We start from the raw sequence: 25,597 nt of genomic DNA on the forward strand, positions 1-25,597 counted from the left end.
CTCCTGTTGTGGTGTTCTGTATTCCGCGGCGCCGATCTCCGCTACGGCGTGCGCATCACTCCGCTTCGATGCCGGCGGCCTTCACGATGCGGCCCCATTTCTGCGATTCACCGGCCTGGAACTTCGCGAGTTCCTCGGGCGAGGTGGTGAACACCTCGGTGCCGGTCGGTTCGTAGAAAGCGGTCTTCGCCGATTCGCTCTTCGCGGCCTTCACGAGCAGTTCGTTCAGGCGCTTGACGACAGCGGGCGGCGTCTTCGCGGGCGCGTAGGCCGCGAACCAGTAGCCCATCTCGTAGCCCTTCACGCCGGCCTCGGCGATGGTGGGCACGTCGGGCGCGAGCGGCGAGCGGCTGGCGCTCGACATGCCCAGCGCGCGCAGCTTGCCGCCCTTGACTTGCGGCAGGCCCGTGGCGGTGTCGGTGATCATCATGTGGATCTGCCCGCCGAGCAGATCGGTCACGGCCAGGGTGTTGCTCTTGTAGGGCACGTGCAGGAGCTTGATGTCGGCCATCTGCTGCAGCAGTTCGCCCGCCATGCGGCTCGACGAGCTGCCGCTGCCGAAGCTGTACTTGCCCGGCTCCTTCTTCGCGAGCGCGACGAACTCGGCCACGGTCTTCGCGGGGAACGAGGGGTTCACCACCATGATCTGCCCGCCCTTGCCGAGCGCGGCGATGGGGGCAAAGTCTTTCACCGGGTCGTAGGGCAGCTTCTTGAACAGGTGCTCGTTGGCGGCGTGCGTGGTGTTGGTGGTGATGAGCACCGTGTAGCCATCGGCCGGCGCCTTGGCCACGTTCTGCGAGGCGATGAAGCCGCTCGCGCCGGCCTTGTTGTCGATGATGACGGGCTGCTTGGTTTCGGCCGTGATGCTGTTGCCGAGCGCGCGGGCGATCTGGTCGGTGGCGGTGCCGGCCGCGAACGGCACGACGAAGGTGATGGCCTTTTCGGGGAAGGCCTGCGCATGGCCCAGCAAGGGGGCCAGCGCGAGTGCCGTGGCTGCTACGGCGAGGGGAAATCGTTTCATTGTTTTGTCTCCGGATGGATGAGTAGGAAAAATGGAGCGGCGCCGCTACGGCCCTGCAAGCAACGGTTCGAGCGCGCGAGGTATCTGGATCGGCATGTCGAGCAGAAGGAACGAGAGCGCCTTGCCATGCGCATCGAGGTTGAGCGCATCGTTCACGCCGCCGTCGAGCACCGCATCGAGCACGAAGTTCATCGCATGCAGCTTGGGCAGCACGAAGCGCTGCACGTACGACGGCGCGCGGTGGCGGAACTGCGCGGCCACGCGCCCGGGCGTGAGTTGCTCGAGCAGCAGCGGGTAGAACTCGGCACGCCATGCGATCACGCTGATGTTGGAGCGGTCGCCCTTGTCGCCGGTGCGGCCGTGGGCTGCGCGGTAGAGCGGGACTTCGATCATGTCTTGCGCGTTCATGCCAGCGCCTCCGCGGCTAGAAGCTCGAAACGCACCGGCACCGATTCGCGCGGCAAAAGGCACGAGAGCGTGTTGAGCCTTGGCGTGAGCGCGGTGCGCACGCCGCCGCCGCCCGCGGGGCCGCAGGTATAGAGCGCCATCACTTCGCGTGCCAAGCGCTCGGCCTGTGCGCGCTCTCCATGCGTGGCGGCGACGCGCAGGCGCACGTCGCGCAGGCCCGCGTCGGGCGTGTCGGCGAGTGCGCGGCCGGCATCGTCGCCGAGGATGCTCAGTGCGCCGATCAGGTCGACGCGCAACGCGAGGCCGTCGAGCCGCTTGCGCAGCACGTCCGCCGCGAGCCGGGCCCGGGCTTCGGCGCGTGGGCCGGCATAGGAGATTTCGCCCTCGGCCAACCAGCCGCCTTCGTGGCAGACGTTGACCTTGTAGTGGCTCGGCCGTGCATGGCCGCTCACGCCCGAAAGTTCGACGCGGTCCTTGCCGGGCAGTGCGCGCACCTCGGCTTCGGCAATGTCGGCGACCACGTCGGGCGTCAGGTAGGCAGCCGGGTCGTGCACCTCGTACAGCAGTTGCTCCTTCACCGTGGCTTCGCTCACGAGGCCGCCGGTGTTGTCGGCCTTGCCGATGGTGCAGTGGCCGTCGGCGTCGATCTCGGCAATCGGGAAGCCGACCGCTTCGAGCCCCGGCACGTCCTTGTAGCCGGGGTCGGCGAAGTAGCCACCGCAGACTTGCGCGCCGCATTCGAGCAGATGGCCCGCCATGGTCGCGCGGCCCAGGCGATGCCAGTCGTCGGCGCGCCAGCCGAAGTGGGACATGGCCGGACCGACCGTGAGCGAAGGGTCGGCCACCCGGCCGCACACCACGATCTGCGCGCCCGCATCGAGCGCGGCGGCGATGGGCTCGGCGCCGATGTATGCGTTGGCGCTGACGACGCGCAAGCCCTCGACTTGCGGGCCGAGCGCGTCTTTCAACAGCGCGAGGTGCTCAGCGCCCGAGAGGTCATCGCCCTCCACCACAGCGATGCGGGGTGCATCGGCACCCAATTCGCGCGCCATGCGGGCGATATGACGCGCCGCAGCACGCGGATTGGCCGCGCCGAAGTTGCTCACGATGCGGATGCCGTGCGCGAGACAACGCGCCAGCACGGGCCGCAGCATCGCGTCGAGCAGCGGTTCGTAGCCGGCCTCGGGGTTGTCGCGGCGGCGAAGCTGGGCGAGCGCCAGCGTGCGTTCGGCCAGCGTCTCGAAGATCAGGAAGGCACGCTGCCCGGCCGGTCCGCTGGCGAGGCGCGCAATCAACGTATCGACCACCGGCCCGGCCGCATCGGTGCGGTCGCCGGAGAAACCAGCCGCACAGCCGATCAGCAAAGGGGGCAGTGATTGGGCATTCATCGAGGTGCAATGTAGGCAAATGGTTTTGATCCGTAAAATCGAAAATACGGATCAATTGATCTGTATTTCAAATTACAGGACGCGCAGAGACAAGCCATGAGAAAGACGCCAGACCTCTCCACGCGGCAACTGCGCGCCTTTCTCGCGCTGGCCGAGCACCGCAACTTCACGCGTGCGGCGCAGACCAGCCACCTGTCGCAGCCCGCCTTCAGCGCGCTGATCCGCACGCTCGAAGACGCCATCGGCACGCGCCTCTTCGATCGCGACACGCGCAGCGTGCAGCTCACGCCCGAAGGCCGGCTCTTCGAGAGTTCGGCGCGCCGCCTGCTCGACGACATGGGCAGCGCCATGGGCGACCTGGCCGACCACGTGGAGCGCCGCAAGGGCCGCGTGCGCGTTGCCGCCCTGCCCTCGCTGGCTGCGGGCTGGCTGCCGGCGGTGTTCGCGGAGTTCATGCAGGCCTGGCCTGGCATCCGCATCGACCTGGACGATGCGCTGTCCGATGCCTGCGTGGCGCTGGTGCGCAGCGGCCAGGCCGACTTTGCACTCGCGGCCTCGGGCGCGGCGGCCGACAGCGACCTGCGCGCACGCAAGCTCTGCACCGACCGCTTTCACCTCGTGTGCCGCGCCGACCATCCGCTCGCGCACGAGGCGCGCCTGTCGGTGAAGAAGATCGCGCCGTGGCCCTTCATCCAGATGGCGCGCAACAGCAGCGTGCGGCAGGCGCTCGATGCGGCACTGCATCCGCTGCGGATGAATGCCGTGTTCGAGGTGGAGCACTTGGCGACCGTGATGGGGTTGGTGGAAGCCGGGCTCGGCATCAGTGTGGTGCCCGCGCTCACGCTCTTTCACTTCCGGCGGGAGACGCTGGTGACGCGGCCGTTGCCGCTGCCGGCGCTCACGCGCACGCTGTACCTGGTGCAGCGGCGCGAGGGCAGCCTGTCAGTGGCGGCGCAGACGCTGCATGACCTGATCGTCGAGCGGCTGGGGTCGCTGCGGCTGGACTGAACTGCTTATCTGGCAACGGGGCAACTCGACCAGTTGATGCAAGCCGCTGAACAGTCTCTTCGACACAATGGGCTCACCCCACCCTGCACGGAGACAACCGCACATGCAGCAAGAAGAACAGATCGCACTGATCCGCCGCGCGCTCGCGCTGATCGAAACCGGCGGCAGCGAGCGTGGCGAGCCGGCTGTGAGCCCCGTATCGCGCTACCTCGACCCGGCACGGCATGAACTCGAGGTGGAACGCATCTTCCGTCGCTACCCGCTGGCGCTGTGCCCCTCGGCTTCGCTCGCCAACGCGGGCGATTCTTTCGCCATCGACGTGGCGGGCCTGCCACTGGTGCTCGTGCGCGCACAGGACGGACAGCTCAACGGATTCGTCAACGCCTGCCGGCACCGCGGCGCGCGGCTCAAGCCGCCGGGCCTGTCGAACCAGCGCGCGCTCATCTGCCCGTACCACAGCTGGACCTATGGGCTCGACGGCACATTGCGCGGCCGCCCTTCGGCCGACGACTTTCCGCATGCACCGGCTTCGGACTGCAGCCTCACACGCGTGTCGGTGGCCGAGGCGCTGGGCTTCGTGTGGGTCATCCCTCGCGCGCTGGCCGAAGGCGAAAGCCCCGTGCTCGATATCGATGCATGGCTCGGCCGTTTCGGCAACGACCTGCGCTCATGGGGCTACGACCGCTGGGTGCCGTTTCACCAGCACGCTTTCGACAACGCGGCCAACTGGAAGATTCCGTTCGAGGCCAACCTGGAGACCTATCACTTCCAGTACGCGCACCGCAACAGCATTGCGGCGCTGTTCTACGACAACCTGCTGATGGCCGACCATGACCGGCAGCACCACCGCCTCTTCCTGCCCAAGCGCAGCATCGAAGGGCTGCGCGAAGTACCTGCGAGCGAATGGCAGGTCGGCCCTCACTCGAACATCATTTACTTCTTCTTCCCGGCCACCTTCATCCTGCACGAGGGGGACCACGCCAACGCCTTCACCGTGCTGCCCGAGGCGCCGGGCCGCTCGCGCGTGATCGCGAGCACGCTGATCCCCGAGCTGCCGAAGACGGAGAAGTCCCAGAACTACTGGCGCAAGAACGTCGCGTCGTTCTGGGGCGCGCTCGACGAGGACTTCGCGCTCGGCGTGTCGGCGCAGTCAACGCTGGCGAGCGGCGCGCAGGCCTCGCTGTACTTCGGCGCCACCGAGTGGTGCTCGGCGAAGTTTCACGCGGACGTGGAAGCGGCGACCAACTGAGCCAGCGCGGCGCGCGCGGTCGGGTTCGGCGTGGGCTCGGCGATCTTGTGCAGCGTGTTGCGGTCGGTGTGGCGGAACGGCTCGGGCTTGCCGAGCACATCGAGCAGCGTCACCTGTTCGTATGACCAGCTGGCGTTGTCGTGGATCGTCACGGAGATGTCGTAGCGCAGCGTCTTGAATGCATGCTCCAGGAACGGGTTCGACAGGATGCCGTTGGTCGCCGCGCCGCGCACCGCCTCGAGCTTGAAGGACTTCGCATCGGGCGCCGCGTGACCCATGGCCATCACGGCCTGCCCGCGCGGAATCGTCAGCGTCTGGATCACCGTGCCGGTGGCGGCCTCCCAGAGCCAGTAGCCGACCTGGTCGTGAAAGCTCTCGACCTCGTCGGGCTTGACGATGCGCACGTGGTAACGCAACCCGTAGAAGATCTGCGGTCCGTTGGTCTGCGCGTCGATGGGCTGGAACTCGGCGTGCTCGATGTAGGCCTCGGCTTCGGGGCCGTCTTCCTTCGGCGCCACGTCGTGGCCCGACGCACTGGTCCAGATGCCGGCGAGGCCGGTGAGCGGGCCCAGGTTGGAGAGCGTGTGCGGATCGGGTTCGGGTTCCGTGTAGATGTCGTGGGGGTAGTCGGCCATGTTTTTCCTGATATCTGGGTGTGACGGGCCGAAGTATCGCCAAAAGTCGGCTCCGTCCGCCGTCTGACTTTCTTGCGCCCTCCCCCTCTGGGGGAGGGTTGGGGTGGGGACACGCGGCGCTACCACCGGGCACGCCCTGCCTGCCCCCATCCCAGCCTTCCCCCAGAGGGGGAAGGGGCAAAGCGTCACCCCTCGAAATCCCTCCCGGGTTTCCCCCCACATCAAAATGAGGTACGCACCTCAGAATCCGCCCCATGCCCTCCACCCCTCAGCGAAACGCCGGACAGATCGGCCGCGCTACGCTCAGCGACGTGGCGCGCGAAGCCGATGTGAGCCTGGCCACGGTGGACCGGGTACTCAACAAGCGACCTGGCGTGCACGCGCGCTCGATCGCGCAGGTGCATGAGGCCGTCGAGCGGCTGAACTACCGGCCCGACCCGGCTGCCGCCCGCCTCGCGCGGCCGCACCCGCACCAGGTGAGCTTTCTGTTGCCCTCGGGCACCAACACCTTCGTCGAGATGCTGCGCGAGCAGATCGCGGGCAGCGACGGCTGGATGGAAGACCACCGCGTGAGCGCGCAGACGCACGAGGTCGATGTGTTCGAACCGCAGCGCCTCGCGCGCCGCATCCTCTCGCTGCGCGGCCAGTGCGACACGGCCGTGGTGATGGCGCTCGACCATCCGCTGGTGCAGGCGGCCATCGACGAGCTGGTCGAACACGGCATCGGCGTGATCACGCTGGTGTCGGACGTGCCGAAATCGCGGCGCCAGCATTTCGTGGGCATCGACAACGTGGCGGCGGGCCGCACCGCAGGCACGCTGGTCGGGCGCTTCTCGGGCGGCGCGAAAGGCGAGGTCGGCGTGATCGTGGGGAGCCTGTCGCTGCGCGACCATGCGGAGCGCAGCTTCGGCTTCAGCCAGGTGATGGCGGCGGAGTACCCGGGCTTGAAGGTACTGCCGCCGATGGAGGGCAAGGACGACCCGAAGCTCACGCAGCAGCTCTCTGCGCGCCTGCTGGCCGCGCACCCCAAGCTCGTGGCGCTGTACAGCGTGGGCGCGGGCAACCGCGGCATCTCGGCCACGCTCAAGGCGAGCGGGCGCGCCGGCAAGATCGTCTTCGTCGGTCACGAACTCACGCCAGCCGCGCGCGCCGACCTGCTCGACGGCACGATGGCCGCAGTCATCAACCAGGACGCGGGTCACGAGATCCGCTCTGCCCTGCGGCTGGCCATTGCGCGCCTCACGCGCGAGCCGGTGCATGCGGACCAGGAGCGCATCCGCATCGATATCTACCTCAAGGACAACCTGCCGTGAATGCGGCGGTGCAGTCTTTCTTTCACTGAACTTTCTTGCAGGAGCGTCGGCACATGGCAACCAACATCAAGGGCCCGGGCATCTACCTCGCGCAGTTCGCGAGTGACACGGCACCGTTCGATTCATGGGACTCGATCACACGCTGGGCCGGCGGGCTCGGCTTCAAGGGCGTGCAGATTCCCTCATGGGATGCGCGCATCTTCGACCTGAAGAAAGCGGCCGAATCGAAGACCTACTGCGACGAAGTGGCCGGCGTGGCGCGCGAGAACGGCGTGGAGATCACCGAGCTCGGCACGCACCTGCAGGGCCAGCTCGTGGCGGTGCACCCGGCCTATGACGAGGCCTTCGACGGCTTCGCGCCCGAGGCCTACCGGCACAACCCGGTGGCGCGGCAGGCGTGGGCGGTGGAGCAGATGCTGTTCTCGGCGAAGGCCTCGCGCAACCTGGGGCTCAAGAGCAACGTGAGCTTTCCGGGCGCACTGGCCTGGCCGTACCTGTATCCGTGGCCGCCGCGTCCCGCCGGATTGATCGAGGCCGCGTTCGATGAGCTCGCCAAGCGCTGGCACCCGATCTTCGATGCCTTCGAAGACGCCGACTGCAATGTCTGCTTCGAGCTGCACCCGGGCGAGGACCTGTTCGACGGCGTGACCTTCGAGATGTTTCTGGAGCGCGTGAAGAACCATCCGCGCTGCTGCATCAACTACGACCCGTCGCACTTCCTGCTGCAGCAGTTGGACTACCTGGAGTTCATCGACATCTACCACTCGCGCATCAAGGCGCTGCACATCAAGGACGCGGAGTTCCGCCCCACGGGCCGCCAGGGCGTGTACTCGGGCTTCCAGCCGTGGGTGAACCGCGCGGGGCGCTTCCGCTCGCTGGGTGACGGGCAGATCGATTTCGGCGCCATCTTCTCGAAGATGGCGCAATACAACTACGACAGCTGGGCCGTGCTCGAGTGGGAGTGCTGCCTCAAGCACCCCGAGGACGGTGCGGCCGAAGGCGCGGAGTTCATCCGCCGCCACATCATCCGCACGACCGAGAAAGCCTTCGACGACTTCGCGGGCGCCGACACCGATACCCAGCAGCTTCGCCGGATGCTGGGCTTGCAGACGACGACAACGGCGAAATAACCCAACGAGCTAGCTTTATCTACAACGAAGGAGACAAGAGACCATGACGAACAGAAGAATTTTTTCAGGCATCGCACTGGCCGTGTGCGCGCTCGCCAGCCTGCCCGCGCTGGCCCAGAACAAGGCGACGGTGATGGGCGTCTCGGTGCCCGCCGCCACGCACGGCTGGACCGGCGGCGTCGTCTATTGGGCCAACCGCACCAAGGCCGAACTGGAGAAGCAGTACCCCGGCATGAAGGTCTTCGTGAAGACCGCGGGCTCGGCCACCGAGCAGGCCAACCAGGTGCAGGACCTGCAGACGGTCAACAAGATCGACACGCTCGTCATCCTGCCCTTCGAGTCGGCGCCGTTGACCAAGCCGGTCGCGCAGGTCAAGGCCAAGGGTGTGTTCGTGACCGTGGTCGACCGGGGCCTGACCGACCCGAACGCACAGAGCGCCTACGTGGCCGGCGACAACCCGGGCTTCGGCAAGGTCGCGGGCGAGTACATGGCCAAGACGATGGGCGGCAAAGGCAACGTGGTCATCCTGCGCGGCATTCCGACGGTGATCGACAACCAGCGCGTGGATGCCTTCAACGAAGTGATGAAGGCCAACCCCGGCATCAAGGTGCTCGATGCCAAGCACGGCAACTGGAACCGCGACGATGCGTTCAAGGTCATGCAGGACTACCTCACGCGCTTCAAGCAGATCGATGCGGTGTGGGCCTCGGACGACGACATGGCCGTGGGCGTGCAGAAGGCCATCGAGCAGGCCAAGCGCGACGATGTGAAGTTGGTGGTCGGCGGTGCCGGTGCCAAGGGCTACATCAAGAAGGTGATGGACGGCGACAAGATCGTCTCGGCCGACGTGACCTACGCGCCGAGCATGATCGCCGACGCGATGAACCTCACGGCGAAGGCGCGCGTGGAAGGCGGCGCGATGCCGGCGACGACGATCATTCCTTCGGTGCTGGTGACCAAGGAGAACGCCGCGAAGTACTACTTCCCCGATTCGCCGTTCTGAGTTTTTTGAGGGGCGCGTTGTTGTTCGGGGTGCGTGTGCACAGGCCCTGAACAACGGCGCACCAGACGGCACACCGCCAGCAGGCCCAACCCTTTTCCCGCATGATCCGGCGATGAACTTCCCCGCCCTTCCTTCTTCGCTGCGGCGCTTCGTCGCCAGCCTCGCGCTGCTGCCGCTCGTGTTTGCAGCCGGCGTCGTGCAGGCGCAAGCCGGGGACGCGCTGCCGCCCAGGGCCACTGCCGCCCTCGCGGCAGCCGTCGACGGCGCACACCGCAGTCCCGCCTATCGCGCACGCGACGGGGCGCGGCATCCGCTCGAGACGCTCGCCTTCTTCGGCATCCGGCCGGACTCGACGGTCATCGAGATCGCGCCCGGCGGCGGCTGGTACACCGAGATCCTCGCGCCCTACCTGCACGACCATGGCCGCCTCTACGCCGCGCACGAACCGGCCGACGGTTCGCCCGGCCAGCAGCGCGCCCGCACGGCGTTCCGCGACAAGCTCGCACGCGACCCGAAGGTGTATGGCCGCGTGGTGCTCGGCACGATGCCCACATCGGCCTTCACCGACATCCGCCCGCCCGGCGGCGCCGATGCGGTGCTGACCTTCCGCAACATCCACAACTGGATCGAGGACGGCCATTTCGACGAGAGCCTGCGCGCCTTCTACGACGTGCTCAAGCCCGGCGGCGTGCTCGGCGTGGAAGAGCATCGCGCACCGGCCGGCACCAGCCTTGCACGCGTCATCGCGAGCGGCTACGTGCCGCAGGAACTTGTCATCGAGCGCGCGAAGGCGGCGGGCTTCGTGTTCGCGGGCAGCAGCGAGGTCAATGCCAATCCGCGCGACACCAAGGACCATGCGAATGGCGTGTGGTCGCTGCCGCCCACGCTGCGCGGCGGCGAGGTCGATCGCGCGAAGTACCAGGCAATCGGCGAGTCGGACCGGATGACGCTGAAGTTCGTCAAGCCGCTGCGGCCGTCGCGTTAGCCCGGCGCAGCGTGCACGCCCACTAGAACCGTGCGCGTGCTTCTTCCCGCGCCCTGTCGATCTCCGCGTGGTTCGACTCGGCCCAGCGATCCACCGCCAGCAGCGTCTTGCTCAGTGACAGGCCCAGCGCGCTGAGCCGGTACTCCACATGCGGCGGCACCGTGTGGCGGTCGTCGCGCAGCACCAGCCCGTTGAGCTCCAGATCGCGCAGGGTCTGCGTGAGCATCTTCTGCGAGATGCCGCCGACCTGGCGCAGCAGCTCGTTGTTGCGTTGCGGCTCGCCGCGCAGCAGCGGAATGACGAGCAGCGCCCACTTGTTGGCGATGAGTTCGAGCACGCGGCGCGACGGGCAACCGGCGCTCCACACATCGGCCGGTGCGGCGGCTTCGTCTGCCACAAGCGCGTGGGCTTTCGACGGCGGCTTTTCAATTCCCATGGTTACCAGAAGGTGCGTACTTGTTGATGAGGGCGCCGGCGGGAAGCATCGGGTCTTGCTCTTCCCCTCAAGCAACAAGGAGTCTTTCATGGGATGGATTTTTCTGCTGGCCGCGGGCCTCGTCGAGATCGCGATGGCCGCGGCGCTCAAGCAGTCGGAGGACTGGACCCGGCTCGTGCCGTCGGCGCTCGGCGTGCTCACTGCGCTCGTCAGCATCTTCCTGCTGGCCAAGGCGCTGCGCTACCTGCCGCTCGGCCCGGCCTACGCGATCTGGACCGGCATCGGCTCCGTCGGCGTGGTGCTGATGGGCGTGCTGTGGTTCGGCGAGGCGCTCTCCGCGGCGCGGCTGGGTTGTGTCGTGCTGGTCATAGCCGGCTCGGTCGGGCTGCGGCTCACCGAAGCCTGATGCGGCAAAGACCCGTTGGGCCGCATTTTTGGAACTTCGGTATTCGTTATCGACAGAGGGGCGGGGCCTTTAACCACTCCGGGACTGGGCCGATTGTCAGGGGGCTTCAAACCGTCACGACATGGGAGCAAGATGCCCGTCCGCCGATTTCTTGCCGTCACCCCGATCTGACCGAAGGAGCCTGCCTCATGTTCGCCACGCCAGAACGAACCATCAAGATCCCCGGCCCCGACCATGCCATCACCATCGCGCGCAATCCGCATCGCGTGGTGGTCTCGGTCGACGGTTGCGTCGTTGCCGACACGCGCGAAGCGCTCACGCTGCGCGAGTCGCACTTCGGAACGGTGCACTACATCCCGCGCAAGGACGTGAAGATGTCGCTGCTCGAGCGCACGCAGCACGCCACCTACTGCCCCTACAAGGGCGAGGCCAACTACTACAGCATTCCCGCGGGCGGCGAGCGCTCGGTGAATGCGGTGTGGACCTACGAGGCGCCCTACGATTCGGTCGCGCAGATCAAGGACCACGTGGCCTTCTATCCGGACCGCGTGGGGCCGATCGAAGAGCGCATCGTCTAGCCGCGCCTCCTGCGTCGACAAGCAACAAAAAAGCCGGGCCCCGCTTTCGCAGGGCCCGGCTTTTGTGCGTCTGCTCGCTGTTGAAGGCGAGGTGCCGTCGATCGATTACAGCGGCAGTGCGTCGCCGCGAGCGGCGGCGCGGGCTGCGGCACGCACTGTGGCGCGGTCCACACCGCTGGCCAGCACCGGTGCGACACGCGAACTGGCACCTTCGGCATACGGGTTCTCGCTGCGTGCGGCAACAGCGGCTTCGGCACGGACGGCAGCGCGGCTGGTCGACGAGACGAACACTTGCGCAGGGCCTGCATTGGCGCCGGTGGCATACGGGTTGGCGCTGCGTGCGGCAACAGCGGCCTGGCCGGCGACGTCGGCGCGGCTGACGGTGGAGTTCACTTGCTGCACACCTTCATAGGTTTCAGCGTGGGCGGCGCCGGCAACGGCCATCAGGGCAACAGCAACGGCGGAGAGGAGCTTGGAGGCATTCATTTCGATTTCCTTCAGTTCAGTTCAAGTTCAAGTTCTTGCTTGGTTGATTTCGAACCGGTCTTGGGTGGGTCACCGTCCCTCCGGGGGCGGCCACCTCGCTCGGGGCCCTGTTCACTCGGATCAACTGTGTGGCTGGTCCGTGAGATGAATTGTGCGCCGCCAACTAGGTAAAAACCCTTGGCAAAAGGAACCGCGGTGTTCACCGTTGGGAAACAATCGCGGCCCGCGCGGCCGCGACAGCCGTCATCCCCAGGTCAGTGGATCCAGGCGCAGATAGAAGCCGAGGCGCTCGTCGTCCGGAGCCCCGATGCCGTGGACCTCGAAGAGCGACTTGCGCGCCGCGAGCGCTTGCCCGGCGTCTGTCCACGTCTCGCGCGCGTTAGCGAGCAACAGCGAGAAGTCGACGTACCGGTCCGCCGTTCCGAGCCGTCCCAGGTCGATGAGGCCGGTGCAGCGCAGCGTCTCGGGATCGACCATGAAGTTCGGAAGGCACGCATCGCCGTGGCAGACGACGCGCTCGCGCGATTCCTGCGCCAGCCGCTGCGGCAGTTCAGCACGCACGCGCTCCAGCAACACCGACGGTGCAATGCCTTGCTGGTCGGGATCGAGGAAATCGGGGTTCACCGCATTGCGTGCGACAACATCGGTGGCGCGAGCGAACATCGCCGAGAGGCCACGAGCGAACGGGCAATCGCCCACCGGAATCTCGTGCAGCGCCCTCACCCGCTCGGCGATCGATGGCCATGCCTCGAGCAGTTCGACCGCCGTGAGGTCGCTGGCCGGCACGCCCGCCACGGCGCGTGTCACGAGGCATGCGCCGTCGCTCGACGCATACCAGTCCAGCACGGCTGCGGACCCGATGCCAAACGGCGCGAGCCACTCGGTGCGAAGGCGCTCTTCGCCGAGTTGCACGGCGCCCTTGCCCAGTGAAACCTTTGCGAACGCAGCGCCATCGCTGCGCCGAAAAACGGCATCTCCGGACTCGCCTTCGCTGGCGCGAACCCAGGTCTTTCCAAGCGGGAGTTGCGGCAGCAGGCTCGCGACGTCCACTCAGTGCCCCACCGATTTCGAGAACACATTGACCACCACGACACCCGCGATGATCAGCCCCAGCCCGGCGATCGCCGGCCCGTCCAGCGACTGGCCGAACCACAGCCAGCTCACCACCGAGATGAGCACGATGCCCACGCCCGACCAGATCGCATACGCGATGCCGGTAGGCAGCACCCGCAGCGCGAGCGAAAGAAAGTAGAACGACACCGCATATCCCACCACCGTGGCCACGCTGGGCCACAACCTGGTGAAGCTGTCGGAGGCCTTGAGGAAGCTGGTCGCCAGCACTTCGACGACGATGGCGACCGCGAGATAGACGTAAGTAAGAGCCATCGAGGGACTCTAACGCCGGCAGTTCGGGGAAGCAGGTTCTGTCCCCTTGCGCCGCAGAGGTTCTGCCGCGCCGCACTTACGGCGGCAGCACCAGCGGCCCGCAGTTCTCATCGGCCACGAACACCGCCACCAGCTTCGCTGGATTCACCGGATCGGGATTCTCCGCAAAGACATGCAGCGTGCCAGGCGGCTCGAAGAAGGTCTCGCCGGTCTTGTAGGTGCCGACCGGCCCGCCACCCAGTTGCGAGCGGATCGTGCCCTCGAGAATGATCGCGGTCACCGAGCCCGGATGCCGATGCGCCGGCGAATAGGCGTGCGGCGGAAAGTCGACGATGACCGTGGTCACCGACTTGCCCGGCACATGCGGCAGCGCTTCGCACGAGATGACGCGGGACGAGGTCGAAGGCCGTGCCGCCTCGCCCGAACCCTCGGGCGCCGGCGCGGACGAGAACATCGGCCGGCTCACGGCACTGCACACATCGTCGAGCCATTGCACGGCCTCCTGCTTGCTGCCGTGCGGCATCAGCGCCCAGCCCGCTGCCAGCACCAGGGACAGCGCCGCAACACCGGCACCCATCTGGCTGCGATGAAGTCGAAGCGCTTTCATGAGGCCAAGCCTCGCGGCAGCCGAAGCGACGCATACCAACCCAACTCGCGCTTCGCCTTCTCGCTGCTGACCTCGGCGTTGTCCTCGGCGATGTTGAAGACGCCGCCCTGCACATGCCGCAGCGCCATCACCGCCGCCCAGGCCGCGGCCTCCACATGGACCGGGCTCGCGCCCTTGGGCACGGCTGTCGACGTGCCCGGCCCGTAGATCTGCCCATAGCGCAGCACCGTGGCCTTGATGCCGACGGCGCCCAGCACGCTGCGCTCGAGCGCGGCCACGCCGCCCACGCTCACGCGGCGGATGCCGTCGGCTTCGAGATCGAGCGGATCGTCTTCGACGTGCGGGCTGCGCCCTGGCGCGTAAGCCCAGGCGATGCTTTGCGCGACCAGCCGACGGCTGCCCGCCGCCATTGCCGCAGCCACGAGGTTGCGCGTGCCTTCGGTGCGCACGCGGGCATTGCGATGGGCCGCCTCGGCCATCAGCTTCGGATCGAGGTCGGTCGGCAGGTCGGTGAGCTGGTGAACCACGATCTCGGGCCTGATGCGAACCAGCGCCACGCGAAGCGCCTCGGCGTCGAATACATCGACGACGACCGGTGTCACACCCCGGGCTTCGAGCGCATGCGCGCGATCGGCGCGGCGCGTACTGCCGTACACGTCGTAGCCCGCCTCCGTCAACAACGGAACCAGCGCGGTGCCGATGGCACCGGCCGCACCCGCCACGAATATCTTCTCGCGCATCGCATGTCCTTTTCTTGCTGGAAGTTCTGGTCGATGGTTCGATCCTAGGTTTTCGATGTCCCATCAAAAAGAGGCAAGACTCGTCAAAATGACAAGGCCATGATCCAAGAGAAAACCTCTTCCGCCGCCCTCCTGGAGATCGACCGTGCCACGCCGACGCCGCTGTACCGACAGATCTACGCGCGCTTCAGGGCAGCCATCGAGCAAGGCGTGCTCCACCCGGGCGACCGCGTGGCATCCGCGCGCGACCTGGCGAGCGAACTGGGCGTCTCGCGCGGCACCATCGAGACGGCCTACAACCTGCTCATGGGCGAAGGCTATTTCTCCTCGCAGGGACAGGCAGGCACGGTGGTCTCTCCCTCGCTGCCTTCGCAGCGTCCGGCACGGCGCGAGCGGCGGCGGAATGCGGCACCGGCCGATGGCGAAGTGCTCGCCGATGCCGCGCCTCCACCACCGCTGCAACTGGGCATTCCGGCGCTCGACGCTTTCCCGCGCAAGCTCTGGGCACGCTTGACCGCGCGCCGCGCGAGGGCGGCGACCGCGGCCGACATGTTCTACGGCGACCCTTCGGGCTACGCGCCGCTGCGCGCGGCCATCGCGGCCTACCTGCTGGTGTCGCGCGGCGTGTCGTGCCGCCCTTCGCAGGTCTTCGTGACGGGCGGGTATCGCGCGTCGCTCACGCTCATCGCGCACACGCTGCTGGGCAAGAGCGATGCGGTGTGGGTCGAAGACCCGGGCTATCCGCCCACGCGGGAGGTGCTGCGCAGCAAAGGCCTGCGCGCGGTGCCCGTGCCGGTGGACGAGGAAGGCATGGTCGTGGCTCGCGGCATGCGCAAGGCGGCCCTGGCGCGGATGGCCATCGTCACGCCATCTCATCAAGCGCCGCTCGGCGTTTCGATGTCGCTGGCGCGCCGGCTGCAATTGCTCGAATGGGCCACGCAGTCCAAGGCCTGGATCGTCGAGGACGACTACGACGGCGAATACCGCTACGCCGGGCCTCCGCTGCCGGCGCTCAAGAGCCTCGACGGCCATGATCGCGTGCTGTACGCGGGCAGCTTCTCGAAGGTGCTGTATCCGGGCCTGGCGCTGGGCTATGTGGTGGCGCCCGAATCGCTGTGCGCCGCTTTCGCCGAGGCCGCGCGGACCGGCTCCAACGGCAGCCCGCAGATCACGCAGGCGGTCGTCGCAGACTTCATGCGGGGCGGCTATTTCTCCCGCCATCTGAAGAAGATGCGGCTGCTCTATGCGCGGCGGCGCGGCATGCTCGTGGCCGCGTTGCTGAAGTCCTTTGGCGACGACGTTCGCATCGACCTCAAGAGCGGCGGCATGCACCTGATCGCGCGCTTCGACAGACGCCGCGAGAGCGATACCGAGCTGGCCCGCCGCGCGCAGCTCGCCGGCTTGAACTGCCAGCCGCTTTCGAAGCGAGGCTCGGCGGGTTTTCGCGATGAGGGACTGCTCATGGGCTTCACCAACATCGGCTCGGCCACGCAGGCGCAGCAACTCGCGATGAAGCTGCGCGTGGCGCTGGGCATGCGCTGAAGCGCGGGGACGCCGGCCTCGGAGCGCCGGATACCGCCGATCCAATGGCAATGGGTGCGGCTCGATCCCAGCGCCAAGGCCTCTTCGCCCCCCGTTTGCACAGACCTCCACGCAGCGGCCAACGCTGGCCGACGCGGGAATCCGGGCGGGTATTCGACCGTCGATCGCCCACCACGCCGTCGTCGGGTCGCCACACTTTTCCCACCGATTCCCGTGGGTGGCAATCGGGTTTTGTAATCTAGTGTTTTTTTGTGCAACCGATGTTATATTTTTACCAGAAGGTTTTTAAAACTTAAGCATTCAATTTAGGTGCGCCGCAAGGCTTCGCATGAATGCTTCACCAACGGGAGCTCCGGAATTGCAGTCCACGCCGCAAGAAAGCCCCAGATTGGTGCGCTTGATGCCGGTTGCCGCATGGCGGCGCCCGAGACGCCAATGACCGCGCCAGCCGCTTTGCAGCGGACTCACCGGCCGCTGTTGAGCTTCAGCGTCGAAGGCTTGCCGGCCCGGGACGAACTGCTGTTCAAGTCCCTCGTGCGGCTGCTGGACCATCGCACCCACCAGCACTGGGCCTGGCAGGTCGAGGACGCCGACCTGCGCGTGGTGGGCGAACGGTTTCCGGTGCCGCCGGATGAAGCGCCCGACCGGCCGGTCCCGCGGCTGACGCTCGGAGAAACGCCGCCGCAGCAGGGCCCGTTCCTTCGGTTGCCGTTGCACGCCGATGCACTCGAGGTGATGCTCAATCGCCTCGGGGCGATGGTGATCCATGCCCGCGAGCTCGGCCTGTCCGCGGCCCGGGACCGCAATGAACGCAGTGGTCGCGGCGAGGAATACCGCCTGCTGCGCTGGCCCTCGGTCGCGCTGCTCGACACCCCCGTGCGCATGAAGCTCGCCGCGCTGCTCGCGAGCCGCCCGGCTTCGCTGCATGCGCTGCAACAGCGGTCGAACGCCAGCGCGCAGGAGTGCGTCGACTTCATCGCAGCGCTCGAGCGCGCGGGCTTCGCCGCAGGCAGCGGCGGCACCGGCTTCACGGCCAGCCGTGCGCCTGAATCGATCTGGCCCGACTCGCAGGTCTCGTCCGGCACGGAGGCCCCCCGCGCTTCCGACGCGGCGCGCGGCGTCGTGGCGCCTGGCCTGCTGGCGCGCATCCGCAGCCGCCTCGGGCTGTTGTCCTCCGGACCGAAGGCCTGAAGAACGTGGAACACAAGATCCTTTTCACCGGCACCATGGGCGCCGGCAAGACCACCGCCATCGCCGCGGTGAGCGAGATCGCACCGGTCCGCACCGAGGTGCGCAACAGCGACGCCTCGGTCGCCAAGGCCACCACCACCGTCGGCCTGGACTACGGCGAGCTCACGCTCGACAACGGCGAGAAGCTGCGCCTGTACGGCACGCCGGGGCAGACCCGCTTCGACTTCATGTGGCGAATCCTTGCGCGCGGCGCACTCGGCCTGGTGATCCTGGTCGACAACAGCCGCCCCGATCCGCTGGCGGACCTCGAGGTCTATCTCGACGGCTTCGCCGAGCTCATCGAGAAGACCGCCTGCGTGGTCGCGGTGGGACGCATGGAGAGCCACCCCGAGCCGGACCTCGATGCCTACGCCCGACGCATGCAGGACAAGGGCGTGATGTGCCCAGTGCTCCCCGCCAACGTGACCGACCCGCGCCAGGTGGTGCAACTGCTCGAACTGCTGCTGATCCAGCTCGAAGCCTGAGCACGACGCCGCCCCTGTTCCTTTTTTCTTCTCCCTCCTCTCTCCTCGCAACGCCGGACTCCCAGCCACATGAACATCGCACCCCGCATCAAGGACGCCGCCGAGACCGCCGTGGACACGCTCATGCGCGAGATCAAGGGCGTGAAGGCCGTTGTGATCGCGACCGAGGACGGCCTCGAACTGGCCGCGCGCGCGGAGAACACCGCGCAGGTCGCACGCATGTCGGCCATCGCGAGTTCGCTGGCCGCGCTCGGCGCGGTGGCCGGCGTGGAGAGCGGTCTCGGGCAGTGCGAGAACGTCGCGATCGAGACTGAGTCGGGCCACATCCTGATGCTGCAGGCCCGCCATGCCGAGGTCGACCTGATCGTGAGCGTGGTGGCCGGCAAGGACGCCGTGATCGGCCAGGTCCTGTACTTCTCCAAGCTGGCGACGCTTGCGCTGCAGCGCGCCTGAGCCTGCACTCTTTTCAAAAACGGCCGGCGCTCATCACTCGCCCGGGCGCCGGCCGACCCTCAGGGCGATGGACTACGAAAGATTCCGATGGCAAATATCAAGCAATCCATGGATGAACTGATGACGATCGACGGTGCACTGTGCGCCGCGCTGGTCGACTCCGGCAGCGGCATGGTCCTGGGACAGATCGGTTCGGGCGTCGACCTGGAAGTGGCCGCCGCAGGCAATACCGAGGTGGTGCGCGCCAAGCTCAAGACGATGAAGGCGCTCGGCCTGAACGATGTGATCGAGGACATCCTCATCACGCTCGGACGCCAGTACCACATCATCCGGCCGTTGAACAAGCACGAGGGTCTGTTCGTCTACCTGGTTCTCGACAAGTCGAAGTCGAACCTCGCGCTCGCGCGGCGCAAGACGCAGGACGTGGAGCAAGGGCTGGCGGTCTGACAGACACGCGACGGTGCGCTGTCGGTGAGCGGGTTGCCTTGGCCAAGCGACGATGACGGGGCGTCTGCGTGCCCGTGGTCATCGTCAGGAGGGCTGCCCGCTCGTCGACCTCACGAGCGATCCATTGCCGCAACGTCGATGGCTCAGGCAGCCTCGTCATCCATCGCCGCACCACGATCCTTGATGCGCGTGACCTGCGAGAGCACGGCATCGTCGGCCGTCATGTCCGGCCGCTGTCCCTTGTAGACCGGCTGCTCGAACTTGCCGCCCGCATAGCGGTAGAGATAGCGCACCTCGACCAGCGTACCGGCGGCTGGCAGTGGTTCGTTGGGCGGCACGGTCACGTTGCCCATGTCGACCATCGCGCCCGCCTCGTCGCGCAGCCCCACGGCCACCGAGCGCTGCGCGTTCACGCGGATCACCTCGCAGGTCGCGCTCTGGTTGAACTTGAACTTCAGGCTCGTGGTGCTGCGCCCCGCCGCGAACGGCGCGGCGAGCGCCTTGAGTACATAGCCTTCGCCGTGCGCGGCCAGCAATTGCGCGGCGCGGCGGCGCTTGCCTTCGGAGGTAGTTTCGAGATCGAGCACCACCATCCACGGCAGGCGCCCGGCGATCTTCTGCAGATGCCCGAATCGGTCGATGAAGGCTGCACTGCGCAGATCCTCGCCATCGAGCTCCAGCAGGTCGAAGGCCTTGAAGACATCGCCCACATGCTCGCCCGCAATGACAGTGCGGCCCGCCGATGCATCGGCCCCACCCACCCAGGCCTGCGGAATGTCGACGAAGAGCCCGCGGCGATTGGTGCCGCGCACCGTCTCGCCTTCGATCAACAGGATGCGGTTCTCGCCATCGGCCTTTTCCTGCAGGCCCCAGCCGGCGTCATCGAAGTAACGCGCCACCTGTTCTTCGAGGATCAGCGTGGGCAGTTGCGGCAGCTCGCCGCTGATGCGGCCGGCGAGGTCGGTCGAGGTGTAGAGCGCGCCGGATTGGTCCGGCGTGTAGCCCTTGGAGGTCTTTTCCTTCACGACCTTTTCGTAGATCTTCAGCGCGGCCTCGAAGGCGACCGGGCTGCTGGTCTTGGTGCCGGTGGCGAGCGTGCCGCCGCGGCGGCCATTGCCGTAGTCGACCACCCAGCCGTCGTCCTTTGGACGCAGGTGGACCTGGTAGACCTTGTCGGAGCCTTGGCCTGTGAAATAGAGAAAGCTCGATTGGGCCCCCGGCGCGCTCGGAGATTTCTCGGCGGACGCAACAGAGGATTCCGCCTTGGCCGGCGGTGCCGCTGCCTGCGAGTTCACCTGCCGCAGATCGACCTCTGGCCGCATCGACGCCGCCCCGTTCCACCGGACCTCGAAGCCCGCCTTGCGGAAGTGATCGACGATGAGTTCGCCAACGCGCAGCATGTCGACATCGGCCCCCTCCGGCGCGCCCCAGAACGCGAGCGACAGCTGGCTGGAGCCTTTCGCGCGATTCAGGTCCTGCCGCGTGTAGAAGCAGAAGCCGTGCACGCCGGCCGCCTCGCCGCCGCGCTCGCGAAATGCCTCGGAGCAATCGGAGAAACCGTCGGACTGCGTCTGCCCCGCATCCTGCAGCGTGACGAGCCCGGCCTTCGTCAACGCATCGAAGACCTCGTCGATCCTGACCTTGGCGGCGCGCCATTGCGCAGTCGTCATCTTCACGGGATCGGGTTCGGGTGGAGGCGGCGTGGGTATCGGCCTGCCGGTGACGCCCGCGAGCAACTCGATCACCTCTTCCATCATCGCGTTCTCGGTGATGTGGTTGCCGTGGCTGTCGCTGATGTCGGCCTTGGCGCCCGCATCGAGCAGCAGTTGCACCGCATCCACCGTCGGCGCGAACTCGGCCGCCAGGTACAGCGCGGTGCGACCGTCGGTGCCGGTGTATTCGAGCGGGCTGCCGGCTTCGAGCAACATGCGCAGCACCGCAAGATTCGGTTCGGTCTCGGTCTCGTTGGAGCCCATCGCGGCGCACTGCAGCGCGGTGAAGCCTTGCTTGTTCACCGCGGCCATATCAGCCCCGGCCTCGATGCATGCGCGCACGCTCTTCACATCGGCCTCGCGCGCGGCGTCGAAAATCTTCTTCGGATTCATGGCACTCCCCGTCTGTTGGTTTTTGGATTCTGCCGCAGGCCCATGGCAAGACATGGCACTTCACAGGCCGCGCGAACCTCGCTACATTCGACCCCTCGATTCACAACACAGACCGGAGGTGCGCGATGGAAGACACTGCTATTCATTCCCCCACCCCTCTACGGTTTGTTGTCGGGTCGATCAAGAAGAACTGCTGCTGACGCGCCTCTTGCGCAGCCTGTGCCCCTGAGGGCATAGCAGCCGGTTCGATCCTCGCGGTGTTCCGCCGCGACAAACCGCCCGATTCAAACGCCGCCGCTGGCACGCCTGTGCGTGCCGCGCGCGATCCGTTCCTTTTTTCGAATCAAGGCCAACCATGCTTGAATCCCGTGCCGCCGATGCGCGGCCGTTTTCGATTTCCGTTTTCGATCCACAGCGGGCATCCGCCGAAGAATGGGTGCAGGCCCTTGCCTACTGGCGCCTTCGCAACGAGGAGGATCTTCCGGGCGAACCGCTTCCAGACGACGCCCACACCGAGCACAACGTGCGCCAGCACACACCGCTGCACGTCGTGCACCGCGTCTTCGCCCGGGACACCCAAGGCACGCTCGCGGGCTCGATCAACATGAGCGTTCGCCGCGAAGGAACGCCCGACTACGAGGCCTTCGCGCCTTTCGTCAATGTCTGGGGCGGCGTACGGCAGTCTCACAGGCGGCAAGGCGTCGGCAGCCTTCTGCTGCGCGAACTGCTGACTTTGATGGATGCGCAAGGCAAGACCACCGCCACCTCCAACGTTCACCTGCCCGAGAGCCACGCATTTCTTGCTTCCATCGGTGCGACCGAAAAGCACCGCAGCATGGAAAACCGCATGATCTTCGCCAGCCTCGACGACGACGCGCTTGCCCGCTGGCGCACCAAAGCGCTCGCGCCTGCGCACGGGCTGCGCCTGGAAATCCACGCAGGCCGCGTTCCCTTCGAGCGCCTCGCCACGCTGATGGCGCCGCTCTCGGAACTGCTCGAAGACGCGCCCACCACCGGCCTCGCACGCGCGCCCATGCGCTTCGAACTCGAGGACTTCCGCGCCTGGTACGCCGAGATCGATCGCCGCGGCGGCGAGCACTTCCTCGTGCTGCTGCTCGACGGCGACGACGTGGCCGCGGTGTGCGATGCAAGCTGGAACCAGCTCTACCCCGACCGCATGTTCCAGCGCCTCACCGCCGTGGCCCGCCGCTGGCGCGGCAAGGGCCTGGCCAAGGGCGTCAAGGCGGTGATGCTGCAGCTCGTGCGGGAGCGCCATCCGGAGGTGGTGATGGCCGTCACGCAGAACGCGGAGGTCAATGCGCCCATGCTCGCCATCAACCGCCAGTTGGGCTTTGCTCCGCACAGGCATGATGGGGCCTACCAGATCGGCACGGAAAGCCTGAGGGCCTTCCTCTCGACCCGCCCGCTGGCATCGCGGGAGGCACACGCATGAAGACACCCCAGAGACTGCAGACCCTCGTGGACGAAGGCCTGATCGACACCGTCGTGCGCCAGCTCATGAGCGGCAAGGAAGCCATGGTGTACGTCGTGCGCTGCGGCGAGGAAACGCGCTGCGCCAAGGTCTACAAGGAAGCCGACAAGCGCAGCTTCCGCCAGGCGGTCGACTACACCGAGAACCGCCGCGTCAAGAACACCCGCGAGGCCCGCGCCATGGCCAAGGGCACGAAATTCGGCCGCCAGGTGACCGAGGCTATCTGGCAGAGCGCCGAGGTCGATGCGCTCTACCGCCTGGCCGCGGCCGGCGTGCGGGTGCCGACGCCGCACAACTTCCTCGAAGGCGTGCTGCTGATGGACCTGGTGACCGATGCCAACGGCGACGCCGCTCCGCGCCTGAACGATGTGGCCTTCTCGCCCGAAGACGCGCTGCGGCACCACGCGAGCCTGCTGCGCGAGGTGATGCGCATGCTGTGCGCGGGCGTGGTGCACGGCGACCTCTCGGAGTTCAACGTGCTGCTGGCCGAAGACGGCCCGGTGATCATCGACCTGCCACAGGCCGTGGACGCTGCGGGCAACAACCACGCCAAGCGCATGCTGCTGCGCGACGTGGAGAACCTGCGCAACTTCTTCGGCCAGTTCGAGCCCGCACTGCTGAAGACGCACTACGGCGACGAGATCTGGCAGCTCTACGAGCGCGGCCTGCTGCGGCCCGAAACGGAGCTCACGGGCAGCTTCGTGCGCGAGACCGGCCCCGTCGATCTGAGCAACGTGCTGAGAGAGGTCGACGATGCGCGCGCGGAAGAAGCGGCGCGGCTGCTGCGGATGCAGACGCCGCGACAATAGCGGGCCGATCACGCCCGCCCCGATGACTTCCAACGCCCTGCCCCAGCGCCAGCCTTTTTCAACCGCCGCCACCGCTGTCCGCCAGATCGCCAGGGCCGCGGCCTTCGTGGCGCTGGGCGTCGGCTCGGCGGCGCATGCCGCCAGCATTCGCCTGGAGGACGACCGCGGCACCACGCTCGAACTGCAGGCGCCCGCCAAACGCATCGTCTCGCTGATGCCTTCGCTCACCGAAACGGTCTGCGCACTCGACGCCTGCAACCGACTGGTGGGCATCGACCGCCACGCCAACTGGCCCGCGCAGGTGAAGGGCCTGCCGCAGGTCGGCGGCATCGACGACGCGAACATCGAACGCATCGTCGCGCTCAAGCCCGACCTCGTGCTGTTGCGCCCGCGCAGCCGCGCCGCCGAACCGCTGGAGCGGCTGGGCATCAAGGTGCTGGCGCTCGACGCCAAGACCCATGCCGACATGCGACGGGTCATGGAAACAGTGGCGCGCGCCACCGGCAGGCCCGGCGCCGGTGAGGCGTTCTGGCGCGGGCTCGATGCCCGGCTCAATGCGGCCCGGGCCCGTGTGCCGCTGGGCTGGCAGGGGCGGCGCGTTTATTTCGAGGTGCACGGCGGCGTGGCCGCAGCGAGCGAAAGCTCCTTCATCGGCGAGACGCTTGCGCGCCTGGGCCTCGCGAACGCGGTGCCGGGCACGCTCGGTCCCTTTCCGAAGATGAGCCCCGAATTCGTGGTGCGCGCCGACCCCGACGTGCTGATGGTCTCGGCGCTCGGCGAAATCTCCACGATGGCTTCGCGGCCCGGCTGGTCGGCCATGGCCGCCATCCAGCGCGGACGCGTCTGCAGCTTCGCCTCGGCGCGCTTCGACCTGATGATGCGCCCCGGCCCGCGGCTGGACGAAGCGGCCGATGCCATCGTGGGCTGCCTGGTCTCGCTGGGCGATCCGCGGCCCTGAATTCGGGAGTGCCGCTGGGAGCCGCAGGGGTGCTGACGTACCATCCGGACACCTTGACCCCCGCCGCGAACCCTTTCCCTCCCGCCACGCCGACCGCCCTTGCCGACCGGCCCGCAGCCATCGCGCGGGACGTGATGGCCGTCGGCCGCATCAGCGCGGTGCCCTCGCTGCTCAAGATCATCTGCCAGAACACCGGCATGGGCTTCGCCGCCGTGGCCCGCGTGACCGACGGCACCTGGACCGCCTGCGCGGTCGAGGACACCATCCAGTTCGGCCTGCAGCCCGGCGGCCAGCTCGAGGTGGGGTCCACGCTCTGCAAGGAGTCGCGTGCCGCGCGGCTGCCGGTGGTCATCGACCACGCCAGCACCGACCCCACCTACCGCGACCACCACACGCCCCGGCTCTACAACATCGAGAGCTACATCTCGGTCCCGATCATCTATACCAACGGCGATTACTTCGGCAACCTCTGCGCCATCGATCCCCGTCCGGCGAACGTGTCCGACCCGCGCACCGTGGCCATGTTCACCGCCTTCGCCGACCTGATCGCACGCCAGCTGGAAAACGAAGACCGCCAGGAGCGCGCGGAAGTCGCGCTGCAGTCCGAGCGCGCCACCGCCGAGCTGCGAGAGCAGTTCATCGCCGTGCTGGGCCATGACCTGCGCAACCCCTTGTCCGCGGTCGGTGCCGCGGCCGAACTGCTGATCCGCCGCCAGTCCGAGCCCGACCTCGTCAAGCTCGGCACGCGGCTCAAGTCGAGCACGCGCCGCATGTCCGGCCTGATCGACGACGTGCTCGACTTCGCGCGCGTGCGCCTGGGCTCGGGCATGGGCCTCACGATCCGCGAAGCCGACTTCCTCGCTTCGGGGCTGAAGGAAGTGATCGATGAAGCGCGCGCCTCCAACCCCCATCTGGACATCCGCGACGAACTGTCGATCAACCGCGTGGTGCGCTGCGACCAGCCGCGCATCCAACAGGTTCTCTCGAACCTGATCGGCAACGCGGTGACGCACGGCGGGCAGGATGACCCCATCGTCGTTCGCGCCGCGCTCGAAGACGACCGGCTGGTGCTGTCGGTGAGCAACGGCGGCGAACCCATCCCATCGGACGACCTTCCGAAGATCTTCCAGCCCTACTGGCGCCCCGCGAACAGCAAGCCCGGCGGCGGGCTGGGGCTGGGCCTGTACATCTGCTCGGAAATCGTCGGTGCCCATGGCGGCACGCTCGAGGTCACCTCGTCCGCGGCGGAAGGCACGCGGTTCATGGCGACCCTTCCCATCGGCTGATTTCAGCTTTC

The 25,597-nt window shown here is 67.3% G+C and carries 28 protein-coding genes; 17 read left to right on the forward strand and 11 right to left on the reverse strand.

The window, feature by feature from the left end; all coding sequences use genetic code 11:
• Positions 1-55: 55 nt before the first annotated feature.
• Genes GNX71_RS20490 through GNX71_RS20500 form a run of 3 tightly spaced genes read right to left on the reverse strand, consistent with a single transcriptional unit; the run spans position 56 to position 2,817 of the window.
• Positions 56-1,021: a tripartite tricarboxylate transporter substrate binding protein gene (locus GNX71_RS20490; RefSeq protein ID WP_206174011.1), complete on the reverse strand. Its 966-nt coding sequence runs from the start codon at positions 1,019-1,021 to the stop codon at positions 56-58.
• A 45-nt stretch (positions 1,022-1,066) separates the two neighbouring features.
• Positions 1,067-1,429, reverse strand: coding sequence for a hypothetical protein (locus GNX71_RS20495; RefSeq protein ID WP_206174012.1), 363 nt, complete (start codon positions 1,427-1,429; stop codon positions 1,067-1,069).
• On the reverse strand, positions 1,426-2,817 hold the full coding sequence (locus GNX71_RS20500; RefSeq protein ID WP_206174013.1) for an acyclic terpene utilization AtuA family protein: 1,392 nt from the start codon (positions 2,815-2,817) through the stop codon (positions 1,426-1,428). The genes GNX71_RS20495 and GNX71_RS20500 overlap by 4 nt, the downstream gene beginning before the upstream one ends.
• A gap of 96 nt (positions 2,818-2,913) precedes the next feature.
• On the opposite strand from GNX71_RS20500, the gene GNX71_RS20505 reads away from it, so the two are divergent.
• Together GNX71_RS20505 and GNX71_RS20510 are read left to right on the forward strand one after the other, a co-directional pair.
• Positions 2,914-3,825, forward strand: coding sequence for a LysR family transcriptional regulator (locus tag GNX71_RS20505; protein WP_206174014.1), 912 nt, complete (start codon positions 2,914-2,916; stop codon positions 3,823-3,825).
• 103 nt (positions 3,826-3,928) lie between these two features.
• Complete coding sequence (locus GNX71_RS20510; protein ID WP_206174019.1) at positions 3,929-5,074, forward strand: SRPBCC family protein; 1,146 nt, start codon at positions 3,929-3,931, stop codon at positions 5,072-5,074.
• On the opposite strand, the gene GNX71_RS20515 is transcribed toward GNX71_RS20510, so the two are convergent.
• On the reverse strand, positions 5,044-5,709 hold the full coding sequence (locus GNX71_RS20515; protein WP_206174021.1) for a heme-binding beta-barrel domain-containing protein: 666 nt from the start codon (positions 5,707-5,709) through the stop codon (positions 5,044-5,046). The genes GNX71_RS20510 and GNX71_RS20515 overlap by 31 nt on opposite strands.
• Before the next feature lie 254 nt (positions 5,710-5,963).
• Here GNX71_RS20515 and GNX71_RS20520 point away from each other — a divergent pair, with 254 nt between their 5' ends.
• From GNX71_RS20520 to GNX71_RS20535, 4 genes are all read left to right on the forward strand, one after another.
• Entirely contained in the window at positions 5,964-7,022 is a 1,059-nt protein-coding gene (locus GNX71_RS20520) for a LacI family DNA-binding transcriptional regulator (protein ID WP_206174023.1), read from the forward strand.
• Between the two features lie 53 nt (positions 7,023-7,075).
• Positions 7,076-8,152, forward strand: a complete 1,077-nt coding sequence (locus tag GNX71_RS20525) for a sugar phosphate isomerase/epimerase (RefSeq protein ID WP_206174024.1) — start codon at positions 7,076-7,078, stop codon at positions 8,150-8,152.
• Positions 8,153-8,195: 43 nt separating this feature from the next.
• Positions 8,196-9,155 carry a substrate-binding domain-containing protein gene (locus GNX71_RS20530; RefSeq protein WP_206174026.1) on the forward strand — a complete coding sequence of 320 codons (960 nt, stop codon included), beginning with the start codon at positions 8,196-8,198 and terminating at the stop codon, positions 9,153-9,155.
• 112 nt (positions 9,156-9,267) lie between these two features.
• Positions 9,268-10,140 (forward strand): class I SAM-dependent methyltransferase, encoded by an 873-nt coding sequence (locus GNX71_RS20535; protein ID WP_206174027.1) that lies wholly within the window; start codon positions 9,268-9,270, stop codon positions 10,138-10,140.
• A 22-nt stretch (positions 10,141-10,162) separates the two neighbouring features.
• On the opposite strand, the gene GNX71_RS20540 is transcribed toward GNX71_RS20535, so the two are convergent.
• Entirely contained in the window at positions 10,163-10,576 is a 414-nt protein-coding gene (locus tag GNX71_RS20540) for a helix-turn-helix domain-containing protein (RefSeq protein WP_206174029.1), read from the reverse strand.
• An 88-nt stretch (positions 10,577-10,664) separates the two neighbouring features.
• Here GNX71_RS20540 and GNX71_RS20545 point away from each other — a divergent pair, with 88 nt between their 5' ends.
• Together GNX71_RS20545 and GNX71_RS20550 are read left to right on the forward strand one after the other, a co-directional pair.
• Positions 10,665-10,982, forward strand: a complete 318-nt coding sequence (locus tag GNX71_RS20545) for a multidrug efflux SMR transporter (protein WP_206174030.1) — start codon at positions 10,665-10,667, stop codon at positions 10,980-10,982.
• Positions 10,983-11,170: 188 nt separating this feature from the next.
• Entirely contained in the window at positions 11,171-11,560 is a 390-nt protein-coding gene (locus GNX71_RS20550) for a DUF427 domain-containing protein (RefSeq protein WP_206174031.1), read from the forward strand.
• A gap of 105 nt (positions 11,561-11,665) precedes the next feature.
• Here the strand turns inward: GNX71_RS20550 and GNX71_RS20555 are convergent, their stop codons facing one another.
• From GNX71_RS20555 to GNX71_RS20575, 5 genes are all read right to left on the reverse strand, one after another.
• Positions 11,666-12,046: a helicase SNF2 gene (locus GNX71_RS20555; protein WP_206174033.1), complete on the reverse strand. Its 381-nt coding sequence runs from the start codon at positions 12,044-12,046 to the stop codon at positions 11,666-11,668.
• 243 nt (positions 12,047-12,289) lie between these two features.
• Positions 12,290-13,081 (reverse strand): APH(3'') family aminoglycoside O-phosphotransferase, encoded by a 792-nt coding sequence (locus tag GNX71_RS20560; RefSeq protein ID WP_206179578.1) that lies wholly within the window; start codon positions 13,079-13,081, stop codon positions 12,290-12,292.
• 15 nt (positions 13,082-13,096) lie between these two features.
• On the reverse strand, positions 13,097-13,432 hold the full coding sequence (locus tag GNX71_RS20565; protein ID WP_042579342.1) for an SMR family transporter: 336 nt from the start codon (positions 13,430-13,432) through the stop codon (positions 13,097-13,099).
• A gap of 76 nt (positions 13,433-13,508) precedes the next feature.
• On the reverse strand, positions 13,509-14,039 hold the full coding sequence (locus GNX71_RS20570; protein WP_206174035.1) for a cupin domain-containing protein: 531 nt from the start codon (positions 14,037-14,039) through the stop codon (positions 13,509-13,511).
• Entirely contained in the window at positions 14,036-14,779 is a 744-nt protein-coding gene (locus GNX71_RS20575; protein WP_206174036.1) for an NAD(P)-dependent oxidoreductase, read from the reverse strand. The genes GNX71_RS20570 and GNX71_RS20575 overlap by 4 nt, the downstream gene beginning before the upstream one ends.
• Before the next feature lie 99 nt (positions 14,780-14,878).
• Here GNX71_RS20575 and GNX71_RS20580 point away from each other — a divergent pair, with 99 nt between their 5' ends.
• The 5 genes from GNX71_RS20580 (at position 14,879) to GNX71_RS20600 (ending at position 18,936) form a co-directional block, all read left to right on the forward strand.
• Positions 14,879-16,321: a PLP-dependent aminotransferase family protein gene (locus GNX71_RS20580; protein WP_206174038.1), complete on the forward strand. Its 1,443-nt coding sequence runs from the start codon at positions 14,879-14,881 to the stop codon at positions 16,319-16,321.
• A 477-nt stretch (positions 16,322-16,798) separates the two neighbouring features.
• The gene (locus GNX71_RS20585; RefSeq protein WP_241026997.1) at positions 16,799-17,512 is read left to right on the forward strand and encodes a hypothetical protein; all 714 of its coding nucleotides are present in this window, start codon (positions 16,799-16,801) and stop codon (positions 17,510-17,512) included.
• Between the two features lie 5 nt (positions 17,513-17,517).
• Positions 17,518-18,036, forward strand: a complete 519-nt coding sequence (locus GNX71_RS20590; RefSeq protein ID WP_206174041.1) for an ATP/GTP-binding protein — start codon at positions 17,518-17,520, stop codon at positions 18,034-18,036.
• 69 nt (positions 18,037-18,105) lie between these two features.
• On the forward strand, positions 18,106-18,489 hold the full coding sequence (locus tag GNX71_RS20595; RefSeq protein ID WP_206174042.1) for a roadblock/LC7 domain-containing protein: 384 nt from the start codon (positions 18,106-18,108) through the stop codon (positions 18,487-18,489).
• Positions 18,490-18,576: 87 nt separating this feature from the next.
• Positions 18,577-18,936, forward strand: a complete 360-nt coding sequence (locus GNX71_RS20600) for a hypothetical protein (RefSeq protein ID WP_042582324.1) — start codon at positions 18,577-18,579, stop codon at positions 18,934-18,936.
• A 143-nt stretch (positions 18,937-19,079) separates the two neighbouring features.
• Here GNX71_RS20600 and GNX71_RS20605 read toward each other — a convergent pair whose 3' ends face one another.
• A complete protein-coding gene (locus GNX71_RS20605) occupies positions 19,080-21,041 on the reverse strand; it encodes an ankyrin repeat domain-containing protein (RefSeq protein ID WP_206174044.1) in 1,962 nt (653 codons plus the stop codon).
• 355 nt (positions 21,042-21,396) lie between these two features.
• Between GNX71_RS20605 and GNX71_RS20610 the strand changes: the two genes are divergently transcribed.
• From GNX71_RS20610 to GNX71_RS20625, 4 genes are read left to right on the forward strand one after another with little or no spacing between them, the layout of a single operon-like run.
• Entirely contained in the window at positions 21,397-22,494 is a 1,098-nt protein-coding gene (locus GNX71_RS20610) for a GNAT family N-acetyltransferase (RefSeq protein WP_206174046.1), read from the forward strand.
• A complete protein-coding gene (locus GNX71_RS20615; protein ID WP_206174048.1) occupies positions 22,491-23,342 on the forward strand; it encodes a PA4780 family RIO1-like protein kinase in 852 nt (283 codons plus the stop codon). The genes GNX71_RS20610 and GNX71_RS20615 overlap by 4 nt, the downstream gene beginning before the upstream one ends.
• Before the next feature lie 22 nt (positions 23,343-23,364).
• Positions 23,365-24,300, forward strand: coding sequence for a helical backbone metal receptor (locus tag GNX71_RS20620; protein ID WP_206174049.1), 936 nt, complete (start codon positions 23,365-23,367; stop codon positions 24,298-24,300).
• 53 nt (positions 24,301-24,353) lie between these two features.
• On the forward strand, positions 24,354-25,586 hold the full coding sequence (locus GNX71_RS20625; protein ID WP_241026998.1) for a GAF domain-containing sensor histidine kinase: 1,233 nt from the start codon (positions 24,354-24,356) through the stop codon (positions 25,584-25,586).
• Positions 25,587-25,597: the final 11 nt, after the last annotated feature.

Source organism: Variovorax sp. RKNM96 (assembly GCF_017161115.1).
GTDB lineage: Bacteria > Pseudomonadota > Gammaproteobacteria > Burkholderiales > Burkholderiaceae_C > Variovorax.